This is a genomic window from Bradyrhizobium sp. BR14999, from assembly GCF_056106085.1.
In genome coordinates this window covers 6,703,801-6,726,945 of the sequence record NZ_CM148536.1, presented here as the reverse complement: position 1 = coordinate 6,726,945, position 23,145 = coordinate 6,703,801, and the positions used below count along the sequence as shown (strand labels likewise).

The window sequence follows — 23,145 nt, the reverse complement described above, 5'->3', positions numbered from 1 at the left end:
CGTCCGCTTTCGGGAAGTTCGCTGATGTCCGCTTATGGCTCTTCTCGACCGCCCACGAAACTTGCTCGATGTCGGCTGTCAGAGGTGATCCCGACGTGATCGGCACGGGCCCAAATCTCCGCTCGTGACCGATTCTGTTGAAAAAGACGGCTGTTGCGACGCAGAGATATCAGTGATTCAGTCTGTCTAATTGGCAGGACTGAAGATCATGATGGGGCATCGGCAAGTCGAACAGACCGCGTTGTTCTATGAGTTCTCGCTCGAAAGACATATCCCGACTGATCACTTGCTGCGGTTGATTGACAGGTTTGTCGATCTTGAACAGGTCCGGCGGGACCTGGCGCCTTTCTACAGCAGCATCGGTCGGCCTTCGATCGATCCCGAGTTGATGATCCGGATGCTCCTGATCGGTTACTGCTTCGGCATCCGATCGGAGCGGCGCCTGTGCGATGAGGTTCACCTCAATTTGGCCTACCGGTGGTTTTGCCGGCTCGGTCTGGACGGGACGGTGCCGGATCATTCGACATTCTCCAAGAACAGGCACGGCCGCTTCCGGCAGAGCGACCTCTTCCGTCGCGTGTTCGAGAGCGTGCTGCGCCGCTGCATCGAGGAACGACTGGTCGGCGGTGAGGGATTTGCAGTCGATGCGAGCCTAATCAAGGCCGATGCCAATCGGCAGAAGGGGATCGAAGGCGATAAGGGACTTCCGCCGGAGGCTGCCAGCCGAGCAATCGATGAGTATCTGGCCGGCCTTGATGATGCCGCTTTCGGAGCCGCGACCGAGGTTACCCCGAAGTTCGTATCGCCTTCCGATCCGGCGGCGCGCTGGACGGGGGCGCACGGCGGCCAAGCGTTTTTCGCCTATTCGACGAACTATCTGGTCGACATCGAGAACGCGATCATCGTCGATGTTGAGGCAACGACGGCAATCCGGCAGGCGGAGGTATTGGCCGCCAAGCGCATGATTGAGCGCTCGCTGGAGCGGTTTGATCTCTATCCGAGCCGGCTGCTCGGTGACAGCGGCTATGGCTCGGCCGAGATGCTCGCCTGGCTGGTCTATGAGCACGGGATCGAGCCGCACGTTACAGTCTTCGACAAGTCGGCCCGCACAGACGGGATCTTCTCGCGCGACGACTTCACCTATGACCATGCTGGGGACATCTATCGTTGCCCTGGTGGCAACATTCTTACCACGACCGGAACGTTGGTGAATGATGGTGCTACCATGCTTTACCTCGCCAGCAAGCGCGATTGTGATCGATGCGCATTGAAGCCCCGATGCTGCCCCAAGCAGGCTTCACGGAGAGTGCCCCGCTCGATCTACGAGGGCGCTCGCGACATGGCGCGCCAGATCGCGAGATCGTGGGAGGGAGGCACCTCGCGCCGGCTCCGCAAGAAAATCGAGATGTTGTTCGCGCACCTCAAGCGCATTCTCAAGCTCGACCGTTTGCGTTTACGAGGTCCAAACGGCGCGCGCGACGAGTTCATCCTCGCAGCCACCGCCCAAAACCTTCGAAAGATGGCCAAGCTGATCCCGATGCCCACCCCGACGCTCGCATAGGGTCAGTAAGAGCAGTTCCGGCCACGTCGCGACGGAGCTATTACAACGAAATACTGCCGGCCTTTTTCAACGGAATCGACCCGAAGCGGAAATATTTGCGGCAGCCAGAGGGCTGCAAATCGACCTTGCACCGCTGCGGCCTTCTTTCGTGTCTCATGAGCGCAGATGCGGATGTAACGTGCCGGCGCGCCGCCTCAGGCAGCGCGCTGGCTGCGTCGCGAGGAGAGATCCGGGCAAAGAACGAGCTTGCCTTCAAGACCGCCTGCCTCGAGGCGACGGTGAGCATCGGCGACCTCCTCGAACGAGATCCGCTCGGCGATGCGCGGCCGGATGGCGCCAGTTGCCAGAAGCTCGAACAGTTGCTCCAAGTCCTCCTTGAACCAAGCGGGATGTCGCGCCCGCATGGCATTTACCGAGTAAAAGCGGGCTCGCTTGCCGCCGGGCAACAGTCTCCACAGGTAGAGGCGCGCGATCTCCATCAAGATAGGCAGCATTCGACGCTGTGCCTGCACGCTCGCCGAAAAGCCGATGGCACAGAGCAGGCCACCCGGTTTGAGCGCCGCGTATGAGCGGCGATAGCCGTCTTCGCCAACGCCGTCGACGATGACGTCGAACCCACCCGGCACAACCAGCGTGAAGTCCTCATGCTGGTAATCGATCGGCGTTGCCCCGAGGTCGTGGACGAGCGTCATGTGCTCGCGGCGTACAGTGCCCCACAGCTCGAGGCCGGCCAGTCTCCCAAGCACGAGCAGCGCCTGGCCGACCGCGCCGGCAGCCCCGTGCACGAGCACACGTTGGCCCCGCTGGACCTTGGCCGCGCGGTGCAGAAGCTGGTGCGCAGTCGTCCAGCTCAGGATCAGCGCAGCCGCTTCAGCCGCGTCCACATCCACCGGCACGCGGGCCACGTTGCTCGCCCGAAGCGTGCGATAGTCGGCGTTTGACCCGACTACCGTCATGTCGGCCACGCGATCGCCAATCTGAAAGTCGTGCACGCCTTGGCCGAGCTGATCGATTGCCCCCACCACGTCGTAGCCCATTACGAACGGCGGCCGGAGGCGCATCGTTTGCGGATATAGATGGCGCCTGATCAACACCTCGGTGTAGTTGAGGCTCGACGCGAGTACGCGAACGCGCACCTCGCCCGGACCGGCGGTCGGCAGGGGAGCGTCCACCACCTCCAATCTCTCGGGATCACCGAAGCGGCTGACCTGAACAACTCGGTTGCGCTGCTCCATCATGACCGATCTCCTTGGATGCCGACCTTCAGCGCAGAACGGTCAGGCTGCCGCCAGACCGCAGCAATGGAATTGATCCAGATCAAGCTTGAGGCTGCACTCTTTGGAATTCTCCTCTAGCCAAATGACCAACCCGGTTGTTTGGCGCCATCATTGCTCATCGGAGGGGAAAATGCCTGCAGTCATTATGCAGTTCGTTTCGCATCCAAGACCCGGTAGTGATCTTGCAACCGTCTTACAGCTGGCAAAGGACGGCGCGTCACTTTGGAGGAAACACGGGGCCGATGTCAGCTATTGGTCCGTGATCGGTGGCGAGATCGGGAACTATGCCTTCGTCGCTCGCTTCGATAGTGTCGAAGCTTATGGGCGTACCCTGGCGTCACTGGGCGCCGATCCGGCCTTCGTTGAATTTCAAGCCAAGCGGCTGAAGGCCGGGCAATCGGATTGGGTGCGCTCCAATGTTGCCGTCCAAGTCGATCTTTGACGGAGCGCCTTCGCCCAAATGCGAGACCGCCCTCGGGCGGTCTCTAGCTACGTAGTCGATGTCGGCTGTTGGACACGCGGTCCCGCCCGCGGAAGGTCATCTTGTGACCCAACTCGGACTTGGGCGGCTGCGAAAATTGGTTGCGTCGATTGCTTGCCCCCATGTTGCAATCGAAAGGCCACGCGAGAGCTCGGATTCCACTGAGCGCAATCGGTCAGGACGGTTGACGCTGCGTTTCCAGACATGATGCTGACGCCCGCCACGTTTCATGCTAGCATTCGAATTTCTCGGATCATTAGAGCGGGAATGCGTTGGCGGTGAGCCCACGCAGAACTCGATATTTGCAGGAGAAGGCGTACGCAGGTCATCCCCAACTCACGGCAGCTTTACGGCAGAAGCCTGAAGCGTCCGCTGGACCTAAGGAGGAACCAATGAACTGCACCAACCTGAGCATCGTCCCCGCATCTACCGCAGCATTAAGACTAGCCCAAATAGCAGTTTTTGCTGCGGCGTTCATGTCCTTTGCCCCCGCCGCAGTTGCGGGAGAGCCGATTGAAAAGAAGGGGACTACTCCCTACGTGACGCATTTCATTTTTCGGCCATTGATGAGCGTCGACACCGGCGAACTTGGTAAGGCCACTACGCTGGAGGCGGTCGGGACCACGCAAAATATGAAGGGAGAGAAGATGCTGGACAAGATGTCGGCACGTTGCGTGGCGCTCAACGTCGCATCCGGCGAGAAGAAATATATTGATGGCGCCTGCGTGCTGACCGACGTCGATGGGGACAGGATTTTTTCGACGTTCGATACCCGCGACCTCGACAAGTCTCAGCCAAAGATGGATTGCGGCACCCATATCATCACCGGCGGTACCGGGAAATATAAGGGGATTTCCGGGAGCGAGCCATTTGCTTGCATCGCGATGCCTGCGCTGGCCGGCCCGGGCGATTATTTTGCGATGGACATCCCGCACAACACCTCATGGGAGATCAAATAATACGGATAAACCGAGGCCCCCTTTGAGGCCAGGGTGCCTAGAACACCCCGCGGCTCAGCCAACCAAACGAGGAGCCCGGCCCAACAGCCGGGCTCTCGTCTTTCTGCCGATACTCATCGGCAGAGAGAGAATGCAACAGGCCGCGTCGCTTGAGCGGCACCCTTAGCGTTGCCGATACTAACCTGCTGCACACCAAAGCGGGCATTAACGTCTGATGTTGGCCCCAAGCAGCGGTTAGGGGATGTCCGCTATTCCGCCGCTGTCAGGGGAGAAGCAGACATCCGGTAAACTGGCCAAAAGCGACGCGATTGACCCAACTGCGACATCGGCGCCGTATTTTGGCGCGCCGCAACGGTTCGGCTTACCATCTCCGCCCATCAGGCATAAAATGAGCCGACGTCCGCGAGCGTTCGTGCCTGGCCAGACATCGTGGCAGCTCGGACGCCCGTTGGCAAAGATCTGAGGTTTGCTCAGCGATCCACAGGACGAATGCTGTGACCGAACCCGAGCGTTTGGAAGGCGTTCCTGGCCGCTACTGGCACCGGCTCGAAGACGGGCGCATCCAGTGCGACATCTGCCCGCGCTATTGCAGGCTCAACGAAGGCCAGCGCGGCCTGTGCTTCGTGCGTGGCCGGCAGGATGACCGGATCGTGCTCACGACCTACGGCCGCTCCTCGGGTTTCTGTGTCGATCCAATAGAGAAGAAGCCACTGAACCACTATCTGCCCGGAACTCCCGTGCTGTCGTTTGGTACTGCCGGGTGCAACCTGACGTGCAAATTCTGCCAGAACTGGGACATCTCCAAAGCGCGAGCGCTCGACCGGCTCCAGGACGCAGCCTCGCCGGAAGATATTGTCGAGGCCGCGATTGCCACGGGCTCACGCTCCATCGCCTACACCTATAACGACCCCGTCGTCTTCCTCGAATATGCCGTGGACGTTGCAAGGGAGGCGCGCCGGCGCGGGATCAAGAACGTGGCGGTCACAGCGGGCTACATTGACGCGGCGGCGCGGGAGGAGCTCTACACTTTCATGGACGCCGCCAATGTCGACCTCAAGGCGTTCACCGAGGCATTCTACAAACGGCTGTGCACCGGCCATCTCGGCGCCGTCCTCGAGACGCTCGAGTATCTGAAGTACGGGACGAATGTCTGGTTCGAAATCACAACGCTGCTGATCCCGGGTCACAATGACAGCCCGGACGAGGTGAAAAAGCTGAGCGAATGGGTGATGACAAGGCTGGGACCTGACGTGCCCTTACATTTCACCGCCTTCCACCCTGACTACAAGATGCTGGATCTACCCCAGACGCCGGCCTTCACGCTGACGACCGCTCGCGATATCGCGCGCAAGGTGGGACTGCATTTCGTCTACACCGGGAATGTCCATGACGAGAGAGGCCAAAGCACGTACTGTCCGAGCTGTGGTGAGCGGATCATCGGTCGAGATTGGTATGACATCACGACTTGGCGGCTCACAGGCGACGGCCGCTGCGGTGTTTGCTCCACCGCAATCCCCGGCTTGTTCGAGGCACGCCCCGGCAGCTGGGGGCAGCGGCGCGTCCCGATCCGGATCGGCAGACTGGAACGTTCTTGAGTGAGGATGATGCCGGCGTCGAGGCGCCTCAATACTGCGTGTTGGAGCAGGATTCTGATCAGGAGGCCACGATGAAGATTGACAACACCATATTTGGCGCGATCACGATTGATGGAAAGACTTATGAGCACGACGTCGTCGTTCGCCTTTCCGGCGAAATTGTGAAGCGGAAAAAGAAGCTATCAAAGAAGCTGTATGGTACCTCGCACGTGCTTTCAAAAGATGAGGCAAAATTTCTCTTCGAGAAGGGGTGCGACCAGGTCGTCATCGGCTCGGGTCAGATGGGCAACGTACACCTATCACCGGAAGCTGAAGCCTATTTCGAAAGAAAGGGCTGCGAGGTCGTGTTGAAGCCGACACCCGAGGCAATCCGGATGTTCAACCGCTCACGCGCAAAGAGAATCGGACTCTTTCATGTAACCTGTTGAAAGAAATGCTCGGTCAAGCTGTTCCGTTGATAGTGGCAGACCAGCCTGATCCGGCTTGCGTCGTCCTGATACGGACGTAGCCGCGGAAGATGATGCGGCCGTAGTCGACGGCGTACCTTGAAACGCCCGCGTCATCACACTATAGCCAGCCAACGGCGCTGTCGCTCTGTGAGAGGTCCAGCGATGCCGGCAGATCATGATACGCGCCATGGTACGCGCCCTTTGGGTCGAACCGGCATCGATGTGCTGCCCTTGGGCATCGGCACGAACAAATGGCAGCGTGCCGATCGTGGGGCCGTGTTGGAAACATACAGGACCATTCATGATGCCGGCCCGTGCATGATCGACACGGCTGAGATCTATTTCTCGGAGCGCGTTGTGGGGGACTGCTTGCGCGCCGGTCCCACCCGCGCGGTGATAGCATCGAAATTCCTTCCCTTTCCGGGCCGAACCTCTCCGCGCCGCCTGATGAGCGCGCTTGACGGTTCACTCGCGCGCCTGGGCCTCGAGACAATCGATCTCTACTATGTTCACTATCCGCTGCCCTTGATCGACGTGGGAGTGTTCGCCGAAGGTTTGGTCGAAGCGGTGAAGTCCGGCAAGGCACGCGCGGTCGGCGTGGCAAATTTCAATGCGGACCAGATGCGACGCATCGCCGATCACCTCGCAAGGGCAGGCGTTCCGCTCGCCGCCAATCAGGTCAGCTACAGCCTGCTCCGACGAGCAGCGGAAACAAATGGCGTGCTCGAAGCTTGCCGTGAGCTCGATGTGGCACTCGTAGCATATTTTCCGCTTGCGTCCGGCCGCCTCACGCAGCCGTCGGACAGCATGGACACGAAAGCGCTGCAGACGTGTCTCGCCGATATTGCCGGCGCGCACGACGCCAGCATCAGCCAGGTCGCCCTGAACTGGCTGTTGGCGCGCGACAGTCACGTGATTCCCATCCCCGGCGCGACCAAGCCTCATCACGCCAGGGCCAATCTCGATGCACTCGGTTGGCGCTTGAGTGAGGCCGATTTCGATGCGATCGACCGAGCCTCAGCAAAGCGTAGAACATGAATCCGGCGCCTTTCGTCCCTCGGACCCGATGCGAGCATCGTGTTACGCCCTGTCGGAAGTGCAACAAATACGCCGCTCTTTCTACGGCCGCACGCTTCGTTGCAGGAAGGAAGCCGTATCAGCGATCGATTTGTCGCGAATCGCCGCGTCAAATCCCATCGAGTAGCCGGGCGCGGCGGCGAGGCAGGCACGAAAGGCGGAAGGGTCAAAGGGCTTCGCCTCGCCGTCGATGAGTAAAGCCGGCCCGCTTCGGACCGAGCAGGAGGTACGGACATTTTTTCATGCTGACTAAGTCCGGACCAGCCGGATGTCCGCCCCCCTTTGTCGAGTCATTTGGAAGGATAACTTTTCTCGATACTACCAAAGCGTGTGTGGCAAAATGAAGAAGTAAACCGAAAAGCCGGACTGTCCAGGCCAATGAGGAGGGCGCTGCCGCCGCAAGGACATTGAACGTTTGGAACCCTCATGCGTTAGCCGGGCGGATGACGGCCGGATGCGGCATCCGGCATGACGATGCGGCCACGGAGTTCGGTTCTTGCTCAAGCTGTACAGATGGCCATCCGACGATTGGCAGAGCATCGGCGCGGAAATGCCCTCGGAGGTCATCTGGGCTGATCTCTTGAACGCGACTGAAGAGGAAAAGCAGTTCGTCGAACGGCTGCTCAGGATATGTATTCCGTCCAAGGAGTCCCTCAGCGCGATCGAGGCGTCGAGCCGGCTGATCCTCGACCACGGTACCCTCTATCTCAGCTCGCCGGCGGTCCGGCTCTCCGAGGACAACGAGGCGGAGATCACGCCGGTGGGATTCGTCATCGGCCCGCGCGTGCTGGTGACGGTGCGCTTCGCCGAGCTGCCGATCTTCGATGACGTCGGCAAGCGCATCGGCTCCGACGACAGCCTGGAGAACGGCATGTGCGTGTTCACCAGCCTGCTCGAAGCCATGATCGAGCGTGGCGCCGATGTTCTCGAGCATCTCGGCGGCAAGGTCGACAGGCTCTCGCGGGGCGTCTTCAAGGGCGGGCTGATTCGCACCCAACGGCCGGTGCGCTCCAGCCGGAGGATGCGCGAGGCCCTGGAAAACATCGGCGAGCTGGCCGATCGGCTGGCCAAGGCGCGCGACGTCCTGCTCGGCGTCGGCCGCATCGCCTCGTTTGCCGGCGATGTCGGCAGCGAATGGATCAAGGCCGCGTCGAAGAAGCGCCTCGAGGCGGTGTCGAAGGACGTCGTTTCGCTCAGTGACTACGAGACGCGACTGTCCGACAAGATCCAGCTGCTGCTCGATGCGGTGCTCGGCTTCGTCAACATCCAGCAGAACGAGCTGTTCAAGATCCTGACGATCGTGTCCGTCGTCGGCGTGCCGCCGACCATCCTGGTCGGCATCTGGGGCATGAACTTCAGGCACATACCCGAGCTGGACTGGATCTTCGGCTATCCGCTGGCCTGGCTCGCGATCATTGCCAGTGGCGTGCTGCCGCTGATCTGGTTCAAGCGGCGCGGCTGGTTCGATTGAAGCGGCGGCGCACCGTTTGAAAACGATGCGCCGTTGTTTGATCATGCTGCCTTGGCGTCGATGTTGCCGATCCAGTCGCGGGCCAGCGTCACGTCGGCTTGCGACAATTGATGGCCTGCCGGCAGGACCTTGTGCGTCACGCTCGCACCTGCTTGCGAGAGCAGAGCCGCGAGATGGGCTGAATTGCTCGCCGGCACGATCGGATCGGCCTGTCCCGAGAGGAGCAGAACGGGCTTGCCGCCAAGCGCGGCCTTGGGAGGATCCGACAGTGGCACCATGGCGCGCAACAGGATCGCGCCTGCCAGCACCTCCGGCTTCAGCAGCAACAGCGCTGCGGCGATGTTGGCACCGTTGGAGAAGCCGACCGCGACGGGCGCCGCGATGCTGTAACGTTGCCGCGCCTCCGTGACGAAGTCGCCGAGTTCGTTCGCGCGGCGGCGCAAATCGTCCTCGTCGAACACGCCCTCGGCGAGGCGGCGGAAGAAGCGCGGCATGCCGTGTTCGAGCACGCGGCCGCGCGGCGAGAGCAGGGCGGAGCCGGGCGAGATCATGCGGCCGAGGCCGAGCAGGTCGTTCTCGTCGCCGCCGGTGCCGTGCAGCAGCAGCAGAGGAGGGGAGCCCGCGTTGGCCGCGGGCTCAAAGCGATGGATGAATGCACTTTCGGTCATGACACGGTCTCTTCCAGGTTCGGCAGCACGCCCTCGATCTGCTTGCGGTGTTGTTCGAGGAAGCTCGGCAGCTTCAGGTCGCGTCCCAAGGTCGCGACGGGTTCGTCGACGGCAAAGCCGGGGATGTCGGTCGCGATCTCGAACAGCACGCCGCCGGGTTCGCGGAAGTAGATCGAGCGGAAGTAGTTGCGGTCCCTCTGCTCGGTCGGGTGCAGGCCGTGATTGTTCACGAGCCTCTCGGCCATCTTGCCCTGCTCGGCGTCGTCGGCTGCACGGAAGGCGATGTGATGGACAGAGCCGCCGCCCTGATGCCCGCGCAAAAAGCCCTTGGCTTCGTAGATGTCGACGACGCTGCCTTCGGCATCGCCCGGCGCCTTGAAGCGGATCACCGAGCCCTCGCGTCCGGTCTCCTTGAAGCCGAGCACGTCGGTGAGAACCGCGGCTGTCTTCGCCGCGCTGTCGAGCAGCAGCGTCACGCCGTGGAAGCCGCGGATCGCATGCTCGGCCGGCACCTCGCCATTGCTCCAGCCGGGTTCGTTCTCGGCACCGGGGATGCCAACCAGCGCGAGCGCCATGCCATCAGGGTCGGTGAACGGCAGCACGGACTCGCCAAACCGCTTCTCCAGCGCCTCGTAACGAATGCCCTTCTCGGTAAAGCGCTGCGTCCAATACCCAAGCGAGCGCTGCGGCACCCGGAAGGCGGTCTGATGGGTTTCGCCGACGCCGCGACGGCCTGCCGAAACGCCCGCCCATGGGAAGAAGGTCAGGATGGTTCCGGGCCGGCCGGTCTCGTCGCCATAATAGAAGTGGTAGGTGCCGGGATCGTCGAAATTGACCGTCTTCTTGACGAAGCGCAGGCCGAGGTCCCGGGTGTAAAAGCCAAAATTGCGGATGGGGTCGCCGGCGATCGCGGTGACATGGTGCAGTCCAGACATTGTCGTCCTCCAAAATTCGGGGAGCGGTCTTGCTCTGGCCGGAAATATCGTTCCGCTTTGGATTGGGGACAATCCATGCAAATATGACGGCTATGTCTATGATTTGGAAACAATCGCTGGGGCCGGCTCTTGGATAAGCTCGGCAGCCTCCGGGCCTTCGTAAAAGTGGTCGAGAGCGGCAGCTTTGCCGAAGCCGGCCGGCAGTTGCGGCTGTCGCGCTCGGCGATCAGCAAATACATCGCCGACCTCGAGGAGAGCCTCGGCGTCCAGCTTCTGAACCGGACCACGCGGCACGCGAGCCCGACCGAGAATGGCCAGCGCTATTTCGAGCGCGCGGTCGTGATCCTCTCGGAGATCGAGGCTGCCGACCAGGCGGTGACGCAGGCTCAATCGGCTCCGCGGGGGCTGCTCCGCGTCAACGCGCCGATGTCGTTCGGCACCATGCGGTTAGGTCCCGTGCTTGCCGATTTCATGGCGCGCTATCCCGAGCTTCAGCTCCAGATCGTGCTCAGCGACGATCTGCTCGATCCCGTCCAGGACGGCTTCGATGTCACTTTGCGGATCGCGGAGCTGGAATCCTCCAGCCTGATCGCGCGCAAGATCATGCCGATCGCGCGCATGATCTGCGCTTCGCCGGATTATCTTGCGCGTCACGGCACGCCAAAGCATCCGCAGGATCTGCGCGAGCACGCCTCGCTGACCTACGGTTTCCTGCTCACCGGCAATCAGTGGAAGCTGACCGGCGCGGACGGCGATCACTGGATCCAGCCGGCCTGGTCGCTCTGCGTCAACAACGCCGAGGTGCTGCGCGACGTTGCGATCAAGGGCAGGGGGCTCGCGCTGCTGCCCGAGTTCGTCGCCGTCGATGCCTTGCGGAAGGGGGAGCTGCAGACGGTGCTGGACAATTATTTCGCGCCGCCACTCGCGCTCTATGCGGTCTATCCGCCGACGCGGCATTTGTCGGTGAAGGTGCGGCTGTTCATCGATTTTCTGGTCGAACGTTTTGGCCGCGACGAGAACGAAGCCGGCGGACGCAGACGTGCGGAGGCTAGGTGACCGGATACTATTATACCGTGACGGAAAGCTGAACTTTCTTCCGATCGCTGGGGACTCATACTTGCGTCCCGACTTCGCGCTTAGGACCAGAGAGCGTCAGCCGCTGCCGGGGCGTCGCCGAGGGCTCTCTTCGTGCCGCTGCGAATAGCGGCGGCATGATGTGTAGCTCGCCGGCCTTCTCGACTTGATTTCAACAAGCGCAGGAGGAGCCCATGCGGAAGTCTCTCACCTTTTTCCTTTCTGGCGTGGCATTGACCGTCGCGGCGTCAACCGCCGTAGCCGGCGAGCGGGTGCTCGAGTTCAAGCTGGTCACAAAGCCGATCGACCTCAAGGTCATAGAGGCCGCAAACGTCGAAGGACAGACGGTTGTGTCCGGTAAATTCTTTGGAGTCGCCGTCTTCAGCGATGGCCGTATCGGCGTGAAGGAGTTCGTCAACACTTCGGATTTGCTCAAAGGGTCGGGCCCCTTCTTCGGCTATAGCACTTACACGTTCGAGGAAGGCTCGATTACCGCGCGCTACACCGGCTCGGCCAAAGACGGCAAATCAACGGGCGAGTACACGATCCTGTCGGGCACAGGTGCTTATGCGAACGCCACGGGTACGGGAACAATCGAAAGCGCGCCGAACCCATTCAAAGGCGTCAACCTGCTCAACATAAAGCTCGTCGTTAAAACGCCCGGCTCATGACAGCGCAATGTTCACAGGCCCCACACGAAGGATGTTGATCCCTTGTGCGGCGTGTTGGCCCGGCCGGCGGCACCTTGCCGGCCGGGCGACCTGCTGAAGGACCAACTGGAATCGTAAGATTGATCTAGCTTGGCCAGCTGACCGTACCATCGTCAGCGGTGCGCGCCCGGGACTCGCAGAGGTCAATGTGCAATTCAGCTGTCGTGGTCAACGGATGCGGTCGCCCCACTGATCCTGATCGTAGGCCTGCAGGATGCGGACAAAATCGGCCATGCTGGATCGATCTCGATTTTCGGCCACAGCCGCAACCTGAGTATCGGAAGCGGGCTGGCTCCCTTGCCAAAACCGCACGAGGAGATCGGCGATGTTTCTCATGGCGTACTCTCTGCAGCCAACTGTGACAGTAGACATCAAGTACTGGAGCGGCATCGCGCCGTTCGATCAGGAGAAAGGCCGGCGGGCGTTACGCCGCCGGACTTGTCCTGCAACTGCCGGCTCGCGGGGCCGGTTCCGTTGCTTTTCACTCTGCGTTCATAGCTAGCACGACGTAGTTGGTTGTCGCCATTGTGCGCGGGTATGACGTGACCATACTGAGGTAGGGTCAGATTGATGACTCGGGATCAGTCGACCCGGGGGTCGGCTAGCTCCCCGAATGCTGCTCGGCCGGCCGGAGCAGATCGTTCAGCGCGCGCATCGACGCCTCTCGAAGCGCGGCGAGTTCGCGGGCAGCGTCCTCGCACTCGGGCAGGGACATTGAGGGCGCCGCCAGCTCGACGTCGCGGCAGTGCTCGAACAGGCGAACGAGTCCGAGCGCGCCGGCGGCACTGCCGAGTTGATGCGCGGATCGCGCCAGCCGCTTGGAATCGCCGGCCGTCGCTGCTCTGTCTATGTCCTCGATCAGCTTTGCGCTCGTCGTTTCCAGCAAGTGGTGGAGCTTTTCGATTTGCGCCGGGCCCAAAAGTTCTTTCTGGTCGTCGAGAAAATGCCGATCGATCAACGCGCCGGCCGCAAGCTGTGTTGCGGTCGTCTCCAGCGCCGGATCATCCTCGATCGCCTCGCGCAGCGCGTTGATCAGGATCGGCTTGCTGACGACCTTGGCGATGTCGGCGCCGGCGAGCCGTTCGCGGGCGCTGCTGGACACGTCGGCGGTCACGGCGATGATGCGCGGCATCTTCGGCAGACCGAGCTTGCCGATCCGCGACGCCGCCTCCACGCCGTCCATGTCGGGCATGTGCAGGTCCATCAGGATGACGTCGAACGCCTGATCGCGGGCGAGTGCGACGGCCGAGGCGCCGTTCGTGGCGATCATGGGGCTATGGCCGAGCCGGTTCAGCATGGCTTCGCCGACCTCGCAATTGACGGGATCGTCGTCGACCAGCAGCACGCGGAGCTGGTGCGACGGCGGCGGCAGTGCGCCCGGCGCGCCGCCGTTTCCGGCGAGGCCAATCGGCACTTCAAGCGTGAAAGTGCTGCCCGCGCCCGGCGCGCTCTCAACCGTCAGCTCGCCGCGCATCAGGCGGGTGAGGCGCCGCGCGATCGCAAGGCCGAGGCCGGTGCCGCCGAACCGCCGCGCGATGCTGTCGTCGGCCTGGACGAAATCCTCAAAAATCCGCTCGTGCAGGCCGCGCGCGATGCCGATGCCGGTGTCGCGAACGGCAATACGCAGCAGGACATGATCGTCGCGCCGCTCGGCCGCCGCGCTCAAGCCGATCCCGCCGCTTGCCGTGAACTTGATCGCGTTGCCGATCAGATTGAGCAGGATGCGATTGAGCCTGACAGGATCGCCGTGCACGGACGTGTTGACCGTCGCATGGCAGGCGAGGTCGAAGGTCAGCCCCTTGTCGAAGGCCTGCGGACGCATCAGGTCGGCGGCGGCCTCGATGAGCTGGTCGAGACGGAAGTCGCGCGTCTCCAGCATTTCGGTAGCGGCCTCCAGGCGGGCATATTCCAGCACGGCGTCGACCAGCGCGATCAGCGTTTCGCCTGACGCCGCCGCAGTGGCGAGGTGGCGGCATTGCACCTCGCTGAGGCTGCCGTCGTCCAGCAATTGCAGCACGCCCATGACGCCGTTCAGCGGCGTGCGCAGCTCGTGGCTGACGACGGCAAGGAAGCGCGACTTGGTCTCGTTGGCCGCCACCGCCGCGCTGCGCGCGCGTTCGGCGGCATCGTGCTCGGCAAGAGCATGGTCGCGTGCCTTTTCGAGCTCGGAGGTGCGCTCGATCACCTTGCGCTCGAGCGTCGCGTAGGATTCGCGCAAGTGCGCGGCCATACGGTTGAACTGGTCGCCGAGCGCTTCGAGCTCGTCACCGGTCTTGATCGCGAGCCGCTGGCCGAGATCGCCGCTGCCGATCCGCCGCGCGCCCTGCGTCAGGATCTGGATCGGCACGCTCATGCGCCGGCTGAGCCACAGCGACACGAGGACTGCGAAGGCCAGCAGGATGACCAGGAGAAACGTCGAGCGGCCGATCGAAGCGTAGATCGGCGCGTAGGCTTCGGTGAGCGGCAGCTCGACGAACACCAGCCAGCCGAGCGAGGGTACCGTCGCATAGGTCGACAGCACGCGTTGGCCGGACAGATCCTCCTTGACCAGGCCGCCCGAGGGTGGGCCGACGCCGTCGAGCGCAGCACGGACATCGGCGTGGCCGGAGAGATCACTGCGCTGCAGCGCCCGCCACAGGTCAGGATGCGCGATCAACACACCCATGCGGTCGACCACATAGGCTTTGCCGGTGTTGCCGACCCTGATCCCGGCGACGAGATCCCAGATGAAGCGCAGATTGACCTCGGCAACGATCACGTCGGGAGCGCGGCCGGTGCCGCGCGTCGCGAGCGTCATGAACGGCTCGGTATCGCCGAAGAAGTAGACGGGTCCGTAATAGGCCCGGCTTTCAATGGCGCCGCGGAAGGCGGGCGAAGCGGAGAGGTCGTCCTTGCTGCCGATCCTGTCGGCGACGCGGCGCGATACGCGCACCTGCTCGCGGCCCTGCGAGTCGAGCTCGGCGATTTCCGCGATCGCAGGCGAGAGACGCAGGAGACGGATGGCGTTCAGCCGCTCGTCCTCGTTGGTCGACAGCTCCGGGGGCAGGCGCGAGAGCCATCTGATCTGGCTCTCGATCTGGCCGATGAACTGGCCGATCTGAATGGCCGCGGATGCCGCCTGCTCGCGCTGGGTTGCCGCCAGCAGCTGCTTCTGCTCGCGATAGGAGAACCAGACGTCGAAGCCGGTGTTGATGGCAAGCGCGGCAAAGGCGAGGGCGACGATCGAGTAGAGATATTTTCTGAACAGCCGGCCGGGAGGCGTCCGCAACTGTCCCTGGTCGACCGCCTCGTTCACTCGCGGATCTCGTCGGCGCGGGCGAGCAGCGTGAATGGTATCGTCAGTCCCAGTGTGCGGGCGACCGTGCGGTTGATCAGCAGCTCGTATTTCCGCGGCGATTGCACCGGCAGATCGCCGGCCTTGGTGCCGCGCAGGATGAGATCGACATAATCGGCCGAGCGCACTTCGAGTGTCGGCCCGTAGCTCATCAGCCCGCCCGCATCCATGAAATAATGGAACGGATAGATCGTGGGCACGCGATGGTTCGCCGCCGCCGTGACGACCGCTTTCCGGTTCACCACGAGAAAGCTGTCAACGAGCGCAACCATCGCCGCCTTGGGCGGGTCGGAAAAACGCCTGATGGTGTCATCGATCTCCGCCGGTGCGTTGACGGGCGCGGGGATCGCGGATACGCCGGACGCCGCGGCTTCCTGCTCGATCGATTCGAGGAAGAAACGCCCGCCGCGCGGGGTGGTCGCCGGGTTGAACAGGATGCCGACACGCGCGACATCAGGCACGGCCTCGCGGATCAGCTGAAGCCATTTGCCGCCCATCTCGGCGGTGCTGTTGGTAAAGCCGGTGACGTTGCCGCCGGGGTGCGCGAGGCTTTCGACGAAGCCGTTGCCGACGGGATCGTTGGCGGTGGCGAAAACGATCGGAATGGTCTTGGTGGCTGCAAAGACGGCCGCGGTTTCGATCGTCGAGCCGGTCAGGATCACGTCCGGCTTGAGGTCGAGCAGCTCCTGAACCGCCGTCTCCAGTCTGTCCGGTGCGCCGAAGGTCGAGCGGACCTCGAGGCGGAAGTTGACGCCTTCGACCCAGCCTCGCTGTCTCAAGCCGACGATGAGGCCGCCCAGGCGGGATGTCGCGGCGTCGATCATACTCCGTCTGGTCAGCTCTTCGTCGAGCGGCAATGCGGTCAGCGAGGCGACGATTCGCATGCGATCCGACGTCGCGCCGAGCGCGAGCCATCCCGCGGCGGTCGCGCCGGCAAGGCGAATGAAGCCGCGGCGGTCGACCTCCACTGAAACGAAAGACCGCTCGGTCATGGAATTCGTTGCACGATGGCTTTGTCCCGAGCTTGATGCTTAGCGCGAAAGCCCGGTGCCCACAATTGATGAAAAGCGCATGTGAACGGTCATTCGCAAGCTTCGGAGGGCTAGCATCGCAATCATACGCCGCAACGAGTCGCGATTTCGGACCTGACCTTCACCTTCAAGCATCGCGCGTTTCGATGCGCTGGTCGCTATTAGCGCCGCAGCGTGAACTCGTCCGCACTGCGCCGGTGCTCCCATTTCGCCTGCTCAAGCTCCGGCTGGTCGCATTCGGCCTCCGGATAGCCGATGCAGAGATAGGCGATGAACTTCCAGGAATTTGGCACGTCGAGAGCGGCGTGAATGCGCGCGGGGGTCAGGATCGAAACCCAGCCGATACCGATGCCCTCGGCACGCGCTGAGAGCCACATCGCGGTGATCGCAGCGACCACGGAATATTCCGTCGTTTCCGGCATGGTGGCGCGGCCGAGGCCGTGGCCGATATCGCTGGCCTTGTCCGCGAACACCGCGAGATGGCCAGGCGCCTGTTCGAGGCCCGACAGTTTCAGCGTCGCATAGCGCGCCGCGCGCTCTCCGGAGTAGCAATTGAGCGCATCGGCATTGCATGTCCTGAAATCGTCGATTACGGCACGGCGCCGTGCGGCATCGTCGACGGTGACGAAACGCCAGGGCTGGCTGAGCCCAACCGACGGCGACAGGCAGGCGGTCTCGATCAGTCGCGTGATGGCCCCCTCCGGCAGCGGATCGCTGCGGAAGCGGCGCACGTCGCGGCGCCACACAAACAGCTCGCGTAAATGCTGACGGAAGGTATCGTCGAACTCGACCATGAGGTCAGCGTCCCATCTGGAAGGCTGCTGCGACCAGCAGGATCAGGATCTCACCGAGCTGCTCGAACGCGCCGAGGATGTCGCCGGTCTGCCCGCCGATCTGGCGGATGGCAAGTCGCGCCAGCATGAACCCGGCGAGCGACAGCAGGATCAGGCCGACCAGCGCCTTGCCCGGCCCGAGCGCGAGGGCGAGAGCGAGCGTCCCAAGTGCGAAGGCGATGGCGACACTGCGGCCCGGCGGTGGCCCCGCGCTCGCCGAAAGCCCATCCGGCCGCGCCGGAGGGACCAGCGACATGAAGGCCGGCACGCCGGCGCGGGCAGCGATGTGCGCCGCGCACAGCGCCAACGTGACCGCCCACGGATTGGCGATCGTGGCGAGCGCACTCCAGCGCAGGCCGAACGACAGGATCAGCGCGCAGACGCCGTACGTCCCGATCCGGCTGTCGCGCATGATCTCGAGCTTGCGCTCGCGCGTCCGGCCGCCGCCCAGCCCATCGGCGGTATCGGCAAGTCCGTCCTCGTGCAGCGCGCCGGTGATGAGGGCGGTCGCGGCCAGCGCGAGCAGGGCGGCAAGGTTTGGTGTCAGTCCGAACCGGCTGGCGATCTTATAGACCAACGCGCCGGCAAGGCCGACCAGCAGTCCCGCGACGGGCAGGGCCCAGGTTGCACGCGCGATGGCGCCGTCGCCTGCGGGCTTCGACGATGCTACCGGGAGGATCGTGACGAACGATGCCGCCATCCTGAGATCGGCGACGACGTCTTTCAAAAGTTCGGCGCGCGGCATCATTTCAATTTCATCGGCAGGCCGGCGACGACGAACTCGACCTCGTCCGCGACACCAGCAATGATCTGATTCATGATTCCGGCGGCGTCGCGAAAGCTGCGTGCCAGGGCGTTGTCAGGTACGATGCCGAGACCGACCTCGTTGGTGACGAGCACGACCGGGCTCTTGAGATGAAGCAGGGTGGCGGCAAGCTCCTTTACCTCGCTCTCCCAGTCGCGCTCCGCATGCATCAGGTTGGAGAGCCAGAGTGTCAGGCAGTCCACCAGCCGTGCGCCGCCGCCATCGCTTGCGACCAGCACCTGCACGAGATCAAGCGGCACTTCGCGTTCGAGCCAGTCGGTTCCGCGGCGAGCGCGATGCCTGGCGATGCGCGCCTCCATTTCGGCATCGAGCGCCTCGGCCGTCGCGATATAGACGGGCCGGCCGGAAAAGGCCTTCGCGCGTGTTTCCGCACGCGTGCTCTTGCCCGATCGCGCTCCGCCCGTGATCAAGATGACGGCCATGAAGGTCTCCTATCAGCCCTGACTAATCACCAAACACGGCCAAAGACAAAGCCGAAATCAGGCCTGTAGGGGCTTGCGCTCTGCCTTCGCTTTGCGCAACAGGGGCGGGACAGGAGGCAGGCGTGGGCTTTGCGGGCGCGATGGTGGTGGCGATGGCGGTGGATGCTCTCTTGGGCTGGCCGTCGTGGCTGTTCGCGCGGATCGGCCACCCCGTGACCTGGCTGGGGCGGCTGATCGGCGCCATCGATGCCGCCTGGAATCGCGCGTCTGATCCGCCGGCGCTTCGCCGCGGCGCGGGCATTGCCGGCGCGCTCGTGGTGATCGCGCTCTCCGTTGCGGTCGGCTGGATGCTTCAGTCCTTGCTTCCCTCGGGCTGGATCCAGATCGTGTTGGTCGGCGTCCTGGCCTGGCCGCTGGTCGCGCTGCGCTCGCTGCACGATCATGTCGCGGCGGTCGCAAATCCCTTGCAGGCCGGCGACATCACCGCTGCGCGCGACGCGGTCTCGCGTATCGTCGGCCGTGATCCCGCGGCGCTCGATGAGCCCGGCATCGCGCGCGCGGCGATCGAGAGCCTTGCCGAGAACGCCTCCGACGGCATCGTGGCGCCCGTGTTTTGGGGCGCGCTGTTCGGCTTGCCCGGCATCCTCGGCTACAAGGCCATCAACACGCTCGACTCCATGATCGGCCATCGCAGCGAGCGACACGAAACTTTCGGCTGGGCCGCGGCGCGCATCGACGATATCGCCAACTTCATTCCGGCGCGCCTGACCGGATTTCTATTCGTGTTGCTGGCGCCTTGGCGATCGGAGGCGCTGGCGTGCATGAGCCGCGATGCGGGCCGCCATCGCTCGCCGAACGCCGGCTGGCCGGAAGCGGCCATGGCGGGGGCGCTCGGCGTGCGCCTCAGCGGTCCGCGCATCTATCACGGCAGCATCACGAACGAGCCCTGGCTCAACGAAGACGCGCGCGATCCGCTCGCTGCGGACATCAATCACGGATTGGCGGTCTATCGCAGGTCCATGCTGCTTCTCGCGGGGGTGCTTGCGATCCTGGCCTTCGCGTGAAACAACGGGGCATGCGCGAGCACGGTGGAAATCTCGATCAGGCCCAGCAGCGTTTTGGCGGACGCGCTGAGGATTGGATCGACCTCTCGACAGGGATCAACCGCCTGCCTTATCCCATGGGCGAGGTAAGCCCGCGCGCCTGGAGCGCGTTGCCCTCGCGCGCCGAGGTCGATGCCTTGCTTCAAGCCGCGCAGCACGCCTATCGCACGAGCGCACCTGTTACAGCGATGGGCGGTGCACAGGCCGCCATTCAATTGCTGCCGCAACTGGCGCCAGCCGGTCGCGCGCGCATCCTCGCGCCGACCTACAATGAATATGCCGGGGTCCTGTCGGCTGCGGGCTGGGATGTCCAGGAGGTCTCGGGGCTCGACGCGCTGGCCGGCGCAGACCTCGCGATCATCGTCAATCCCAACAATCCCGATGGCCGCCGCCATACGCCGAAGGACTTGCTGGCATTGCTGCCGCGCGTCGGCCGTCTCGTGATCGACGAGAGCTTTGCCGACGCCGTTCCGCAGCTGTCGCTTGCTTCGCAGGCAGATCGGCCGGGACTGTTGGTGCTGCGCTCTTTCGGAAAGTTCTATGGCCTTGCCGGGCTGCGGCTTGGGTTCGCGCTCGGCAATGCGGCCGATATTGGCAAGCTTGCATCGATGTCGGGTCCATGGCCGGTCTCGGGGGCAGCGATCGCGATTGGCTGCCGCGCCTTGCGCGATGATGCCTGGGCCGAGGCTACGTCAGCGCGGCTCGCACGCGACTGTGCTCGCCTCGACGCCATGGCGCAGTCGCAAGGCTGGACGCTTGTCGGCGGCACGCCCTTGTTTCGTCTTTATGGAACGCCTGACGCGCGCGCCGCGCAGGAAAAACTCGCGCGTCGCCAAATCTGGTCGCGCGTCTTTGCGAGAGAGCCGGCATGGCTGCGCCTCGGACTTCCCGGCAGCGAATCCGAATGGATGCGCCTTGCCGAGGTGCTAACGCGCTAGCGCGAGCAATCCTTCGACATCGAGATGCTTTTCGATGTGATCGGCGAGGGCATCGAGCGCGTTCTCGACCCTGGCGTGATAGGGCTCGTCGCCTGCGGGAATATCGAGTTTTGCCAAGAACGCCTTGCGGAAATCATCCGACGTGAACAGGCCGTGCAAATAGCTGCCCTGCACGCGGCCATCGCGCGAGATCGCGCCTTCCGGCTCGCCGTTCAGTTTCGCAAACGGCCGCGCACGGTCGGGCCCATCGGTGCGGCCGATGTGGATCTCGTAGGCCTCGATCGGCTGATCCGTGGCGGCATGCACGGCCGCGACCCGCGTCAACGTCTTCTGCGGGCTCATCACCGTTGTCACGTCCAGCAGCCCGAGGCCCGGCGTGTCGCCCGCAGGGCCCTCGATGCCATCGGGATCAGCGACTCTATGTCCGAGCATCTGATAGCCACCGCAGAGGCCGAGCACATGGCCGCCCCGGCGGTGATGTGCGAGCAGATCGATGTCCCAGCCCTGCGCCCGCAAAAAGGCGAGATCGCCGCGGGTGGATTTTGAGCCGGGGATGATGACGAGCCTGACATCGCCAGGAATCGCTTCGCCCGGACGCACCATGACGAGATCGACGCCCGGTTCGAGCTTGAGCGGATCGAGATCGTCGAAATTGGCGATCCGCGATAACGCGAGACAGGCGATCTTGCATTGGCCCGGCTTTCGCGCATCGCGCAGGCCCAGCGCGTCCTCGGCCGGCAGCTCGCCGGCGCGCGCGAACCAGGGCAGCACGCCGAGGCCGCGCCACGCAGTCCTCGCTTCGATCAGCCTGTAGCCGTCGTCGAACAGCGTGGGATCGCCGCGGAACTTGTTGATGACAAAACCCTGGATCATCGCGGCATCATCGGGATCGATCACCGCCTTGATGCCGACGAGCTGGGCGATGACGCCGCCGCGGTCGATGTCGCCGACGAGCACGACGGGCACGTCTGCCTTGCGCGCAAAACCCATATTGGCGATGTCGGCCTTGCGCAGGTTCACTTCGGCCGGGCTGCCCGCGCCCTCGACCAGCACGAGATCGGCGCGTGCCTTCAGCCGCTCAAAGCTCTCCAGCACGGCGCCCATCAGCGAAGGTTTCATCGCCGCATAGTCACGTGCACGGGCGGTTGCGATGCGCTTGCCGTGGACGATGACCTGCGCGCCGACATCGGTCTCGGGCTTGAGCAGCACCGGGTTCATGTCGGTGTGCGGCTCGACGCCGGCGGCGAGCGCCTGCAGCGCCTGGGCGCGGCCGATCTCGCCGCCGTCAACGGTGACGGCCGCATTGTTCGACATGTTCTGCGGCTTGAACGGGAGCACGCGCAGGCCACGTCGCGTGAAGGCGCGCGCCAGGCCGGCAACGATGAGCGACTTGCCCACGTCCGAGCCGGCCCCTTGGATCATCAGCGCGCGCGCCATAGCGAGATGGTCTCAGAATTCGACGCCGGCTTGCGCTTTGATGCCGGAGCGGAAGGGATGTTTGACCAGCGTCATCTCGGTGACGAGGTCGGCGATCTCGATCAGTTCGTCCTTGGCGTTTCGCCCGGTGAGGACGACATGCGTCATCGGCGGCTTCTGCGTGGTGAGGAATTCGACGACCTCGGCGATATCGAGATAGTCGTAGCGCAGCGCAATGTTGATCTCGTCGAGCACGACCATGCGCAGGTTGGGATCTGATATCAGCTCCTTGGCCTTCTCCCAGCCGGCGCGCGCGGCGGCGATGTCGCGGGCGCGGTCCTGCGTTTCCCAGGTAAAACCTTCGCCCATTGCGTGGAACTGGCAGAGATCGCCGAAATGGCCGGTGAGCAGGCGCCGCTCGCCGGTATCCCAGGCGCCCTTGATGAACTGCACGACCGCGCAGGGGAAGCCATGGGCGACGCAGCGGACGATCATGCCGAAGGCGGAGGACGACTTGCCCTTGCCGGCGCCGGTGTGGACGATGATGAGGCCTTTTTCGCCGCTCTTGGTCGCCATGATCTTGTCGCGGGCGGCCTTCTTCTTCGCCATTTTCGCAGCGTGGCGGGCGTCGGTTTCCTCGCCCGTTTGGGTCTCCGGTTCAGGCGTCATCGTACCAGTCCTTCGGCTTGACAAGTGGCGGCCAGCGGCAAATGGTGGGCCCGCGTTGGTTCCTGTCCTATGACAGGCGAAGAGGGAATGCGATAGGGTCCGAATCGGCAAGATTTGGGTCCAAAATGCAGCCGCCCCCGCGACCGTGACCGGAGAGATGCCCGAAGCCACTGATCCCTAACGGGATCGGGAAGGCGGGGATCGAAGGGCAAGACCCTGCTCCGCAAGCCGGGAGACCTGCCAGCGCGGACGATTTTGGACCGGCGGACGGGGTGTTCCGCGACGGGGAAACGGGCCCCTGGAAAGTGGTTCGTGC

Annotated in this window: 22 protein-coding genes and 1 riboswitch; of the genes, 11 read left to right on the top strand and 11 right to left on the bottom strand. The window is 63.5% G+C overall.

Going from position 1 to position 23,145, the window contains the following annotated elements:
• The first annotated feature begins 208 nt into the window (after positions 1 to 208).
• Positions 209 to 1,561 carry a transposase gene (locus tag ACR9YP_RS31525; RefSeq protein WP_091880269.1) on the top strand — a complete coding sequence of 451 codons (1,353 nt, stop codon included), beginning with the start codon at positions 209 to 211 and terminating at the stop codon, positions 1,559 to 1,561.
• 194 nt (positions 1,562 to 1,755) lie between these two features.
• Here ACR9YP_RS31525 and ACR9YP_RS31520 read toward each other — a convergent pair whose 3' ends face one another.
• The gene (locus tag ACR9YP_RS31520) at positions 1,756 to 2,799 is read right to left on the bottom strand and encodes a medium chain dehydrogenase/reductase family protein (protein WP_438109612.1); all 1,044 of its coding nucleotides are present in this window, start codon (positions 2,797 to 2,799) and stop codon (positions 1,756 to 1,758) included.
• A 169-nt stretch (positions 2,800 to 2,968) separates the two neighbouring features.
• Between ACR9YP_RS31520 and ACR9YP_RS31515 the strand changes: the two genes are divergently transcribed.
• The 6 genes from ACR9YP_RS31515 (at position 2,969) to ACR9YP_RS31490 (ending at position 8,870) form a co-directional block, all read left to right on the top strand.
• Complete coding sequence (locus ACR9YP_RS31515; RefSeq protein WP_245473470.1) at positions 2,969 to 3,280, top strand: hypothetical protein; 312 nt, start codon at positions 2,969 to 2,971, stop codon at positions 3,278 to 3,280.
• A gap of 431 nt (positions 3,281 to 3,711) precedes the next feature.
• Complete coding sequence (locus tag ACR9YP_RS31510; protein WP_370988691.1) at positions 3,712 to 4,278, top strand: hypothetical protein; 567 nt, start codon at positions 3,712 to 3,714, stop codon at positions 4,276 to 4,278.
• A gap of 494 nt (positions 4,279 to 4,772) precedes the next feature.
• On the top strand, positions 4,773 to 5,873 hold the full coding sequence (gene amrS / locus ACR9YP_RS31505) for an AmmeMemoRadiSam system radical SAM enzyme (protein ID WP_438109611.1): 1,101 nt from the start codon (positions 4,773 to 4,775) through the stop codon (positions 5,871 to 5,873).
• A complete protein-coding gene (locus tag ACR9YP_RS31500) occupies positions 5,870 to 6,301 on the top strand; it encodes an Mth938-like domain-containing protein (protein WP_438109610.1) in 432 nt (143 codons plus the stop codon). The genes amrS and ACR9YP_RS31500 overlap by 4 nt, the downstream gene beginning before the upstream one ends.
• A 252-nt stretch (positions 6,302 to 6,553) precedes the next feature.
• Positions 6,554 to 7,360, top strand: coding sequence for an aldo/keto reductase (locus ACR9YP_RS31495; protein ID WP_474217820.1), 807 nt, complete (start codon positions 6,554 to 6,556; stop codon positions 7,358 to 7,360).
• 535 nt (positions 7,361 to 7,895) lie between these two features.
• Positions 7,896 to 8,870 carry a magnesium transporter CorA family protein gene (locus tag ACR9YP_RS31490; RefSeq protein WP_474217819.1) on the top strand — a complete coding sequence of 325 codons (975 nt, stop codon included), beginning with the start codon at positions 7,896 to 7,898 and terminating at the stop codon, positions 8,868 to 8,870.
• Positions 8,871 to 8,911: 41 nt separating this feature from the next.
• Here the strand turns inward: ACR9YP_RS31490 and ACR9YP_RS31485 are convergent, their stop codons facing one another.
• The gene (locus ACR9YP_RS31485; protein WP_474217818.1) at positions 8,912 to 9,538 is read right to left on the bottom strand and encodes an alpha/beta hydrolase; all 627 of its coding nucleotides are present in this window, start codon (positions 9,536 to 9,538) and stop codon (positions 8,912 to 8,914) included.
• On the bottom strand, positions 9,535 to 10,473 hold the full coding sequence (locus ACR9YP_RS31480) for a ring-cleaving dioxygenase (protein ID WP_474217817.1): 939 nt from the start codon (positions 10,471 to 10,473) through the stop codon (positions 9,535 to 9,537). Before ACR9YP_RS31480 ends, ACR9YP_RS31485 begins: the two co-directional genes overlap by 4 nt.
• A gap of 129 nt (positions 10,474 to 10,602) precedes the next feature.
• Here ACR9YP_RS31480 and ACR9YP_RS31475 point away from each other — a divergent pair, with 129 nt between their 5' ends.
• Complete coding sequence (locus ACR9YP_RS31475) at positions 10,603 to 11,529, top strand: LysR family transcriptional regulator (RefSeq protein WP_438109607.1); 927 nt, start codon at positions 10,603 to 10,605, stop codon at positions 11,527 to 11,529.
• 212 nt (positions 11,530 to 11,741) lie between these two features.
• A complete protein-coding gene (locus tag ACR9YP_RS31470; RefSeq protein WP_370988683.1) occupies positions 11,742 to 12,218 on the top strand; it encodes a hypothetical protein in 477 nt (158 codons plus the stop codon).
• Positions 12,219 to 12,425: 207 nt separating this feature from the next.
• On the opposite strand, the gene ACR9YP_RS31465 is transcribed toward ACR9YP_RS31470, so the two are convergent.
• The 6 genes from ACR9YP_RS31465 to cobU form a co-directional block, all read right to left on the bottom strand.
• On the bottom strand, positions 12,426 to 12,593 hold the full coding sequence (locus ACR9YP_RS31465) for a hypothetical protein (RefSeq protein ID WP_438109606.1): 168 nt from the start codon (positions 12,591 to 12,593) through the stop codon (positions 12,426 to 12,428).
• 265 nt (positions 12,594 to 12,858) lie between these two features.
• The gene (locus ACR9YP_RS31460) at positions 12,859 to 15,552 is read right to left on the bottom strand and encodes a hybrid sensor histidine kinase/response regulator (RefSeq protein WP_474217816.1); all 2,694 of its coding nucleotides are present in this window, start codon (positions 15,550 to 15,552) and stop codon (positions 12,859 to 12,861) included.
• Positions 15,549 to 16,583, bottom strand: a complete 1,035-nt coding sequence (locus ACR9YP_RS31455; RefSeq protein WP_438109605.1) for an ABC transporter substrate-binding protein — start codon at positions 16,581 to 16,583, stop codon at positions 15,549 to 15,551. The genes ACR9YP_RS31460 and ACR9YP_RS31455 overlap by 4 nt, the downstream gene beginning before the upstream one ends.
• Before the next feature lie 200 nt (positions 16,584 to 16,783).
• Positions 16,784 to 17,416 carry a 5,6-dimethylbenzimidazole synthase gene (gene bluB / locus ACR9YP_RS31450; protein ID WP_438109604.1) on the bottom strand — a complete coding sequence of 211 codons (633 nt, stop codon included), beginning with the start codon at positions 17,414 to 17,416 and terminating at the stop codon, positions 16,784 to 16,786.
• Positions 17,417 to 17,420: 4 nt separating this feature from the next.
• On the bottom strand, positions 17,421 to 18,203 hold the full coding sequence (gene cobS, locus ACR9YP_RS31445) for an adenosylcobinamide-GDP ribazoletransferase (protein WP_370988677.1): 783 nt from the start codon (positions 18,201 to 18,203) through the stop codon (positions 17,421 to 17,423).
• On the bottom strand, positions 18,200 to 18,703 hold the full coding sequence (gene cobU / locus ACR9YP_RS31440; RefSeq protein WP_370988676.1) for a bifunctional adenosylcobinamide kinase/adenosylcobinamide-phosphate guanylyltransferase: 504 nt from the start codon (positions 18,701 to 18,703) through the stop codon (positions 18,200 to 18,202). Before cobU ends, cobS begins: the two co-directional genes overlap by 4 nt.
• 122 nt (positions 18,704 to 18,825) lie before the next feature.
• On the opposite strand from cobU, the gene cbiB reads away from it, so the two are divergent.
• Both cbiB and cobD read left to right on the top strand, forming a co-directional pair.
• Positions 18,826 to 19,767 (top strand): adenosylcobinamide-phosphate synthase CbiB, encoded by a 942-nt coding sequence (cbiB, locus tag ACR9YP_RS31435; protein ID WP_370988675.1) that lies wholly within the window; start codon positions 18,826 to 18,828, stop codon positions 19,765 to 19,767.
• Positions 19,768 to 19,778: 11 nt separating this feature from the next.
• The gene (gene cobD, locus ACR9YP_RS31430; RefSeq protein WP_370988674.1) at positions 19,779 to 20,744 is read left to right on the top strand and encodes a threonine-phosphate decarboxylase CobD; all 966 of its coding nucleotides are present in this window, start codon (positions 19,779 to 19,781) and stop codon (positions 20,742 to 20,744) included.
• Here the strand turns inward: cobD and ACR9YP_RS31425 are convergent.
• Together ACR9YP_RS31425 and cobO are read right to left on the bottom strand one after the other, a co-directional pair.
• Entirely contained in the window at positions 20,733 to 22,181 is a 1,449-nt protein-coding gene (locus ACR9YP_RS31425) for a cobyric acid synthase (RefSeq protein WP_474217815.1), read from the bottom strand. The two genes, cobD and ACR9YP_RS31425, sit on opposite strands and share 12 nt — an antisense overlap.
• A gap of 12 nt (positions 22,182 to 22,193) precedes the next feature.
• Positions 22,194 to 22,829 (bottom strand): cob(I)yrinic acid a,c-diamide adenosyltransferase, encoded by a 636-nt coding sequence (cobO, locus tag ACR9YP_RS31420; RefSeq protein WP_438109602.1) that lies wholly within the window; start codon positions 22,827 to 22,829, stop codon positions 22,194 to 22,196.
• Between the two features lie 39 nt (positions 22,830 to 22,868).
• Positions 22,869 to 23,088: riboswitch (cobalamin riboswitch) on the top strand.
• The last annotated feature ends 57 nt before the right edge of the window (positions 23,089 to 23,145 follow it).

Coding starts and splice junctions, on each gene's coding strand:
- ACR9YP_RS31520 (WP_438109612.1), bottom strand. CDS start 2,799: ATGATGGAGCAGCGCAACCGAGTTGTTCAGGTCAGCCGCTTCGGTGAT.
- ACR9YP_RS31525 (WP_091880269.1), top strand. CDS start 209: ATGATGGGGCATCGGCAAGTCGAACAGACCGCGTTGTTCTATGAGTTC.
- bluB (WP_438109604.1), bottom strand. CDS start 17,416: ATGGTCGAGTTCGACGATACCTTCCGTCAGCATTTACGCGAGCTGTTT.
- ACR9YP_RS31470 (WP_370988683.1), top strand. CDS start 11,742: ATGCGGAAGTCTCTCACCTTTTTCCTTTCTGGCGTGGCATTGACCGTC.
- ACR9YP_RS31515 (WP_245473470.1), top strand. CDS start 2,969: ATGCCTGCAGTCATTATGCAGTTCGTTTCGCATCCAAGACCCGGTAGT.
- ACR9YP_RS31480 (WP_474217817.1), bottom strand. CDS start 10,473: ATGTCTGGACTGCACCATGTCACCGCGATCGCCGGCGACCCCATCCGC.
- cobS (WP_370988677.1), bottom strand. CDS start 18,203: ATGATGCCGCGCGCCGAACTTTTGAAAGACGTCGTCGCCGATCTCAGG.
- ACR9YP_RS31425 (WP_474217815.1), bottom strand. CDS start 22,181: ATGGCGCGCGCGCTGATGATCCAAGGGGCCGGCTCGGACGTGGGCAAG.
- ACR9YP_RS31485 (WP_474217818.1), bottom strand. CDS start 9,538: ATGACCGAAAGTGCATTCATCCATCGCTTTGAGCCCGCGGCCAACGCG.
- cobD (WP_370988674.1), top strand. CDS start 19,779: ATGCGCGAGCACGGTGGAAATCTCGATCAGGCCCAGCAGCGTTTTGGC.
- cobU (WP_370988676.1), bottom strand. CDS start 18,703: ATGGCCGTCATCTTGATCACGGGCGGAGCGCGATCGGGCAAGAGCACG.
- ACR9YP_RS31510 (WP_370988691.1), top strand. CDS start 3,712: ATGAACTGCACCAACCTGAGCATCGTCCCCGCATCTACCGCAGCATTA.
- ACR9YP_RS31455 (WP_438109605.1), bottom strand. CDS start 16,583: ATGACCGAGCGGTCTTTCGTTTCAGTGGAGGTCGACCGCCGCGGCTTC.
- ACR9YP_RS31465 (WP_438109606.1), bottom strand. CDS start 12,593: ATGAGAAACATCGCCGATCTCCTCGTGCGGTTTTGGCAAGGGAGCCAG.
- cobO (WP_438109602.1), bottom strand. CDS start 22,829: ATGACGCCTGAACCGGAGACCCAAACGGGCGAGGAAACCGACGCCCGC.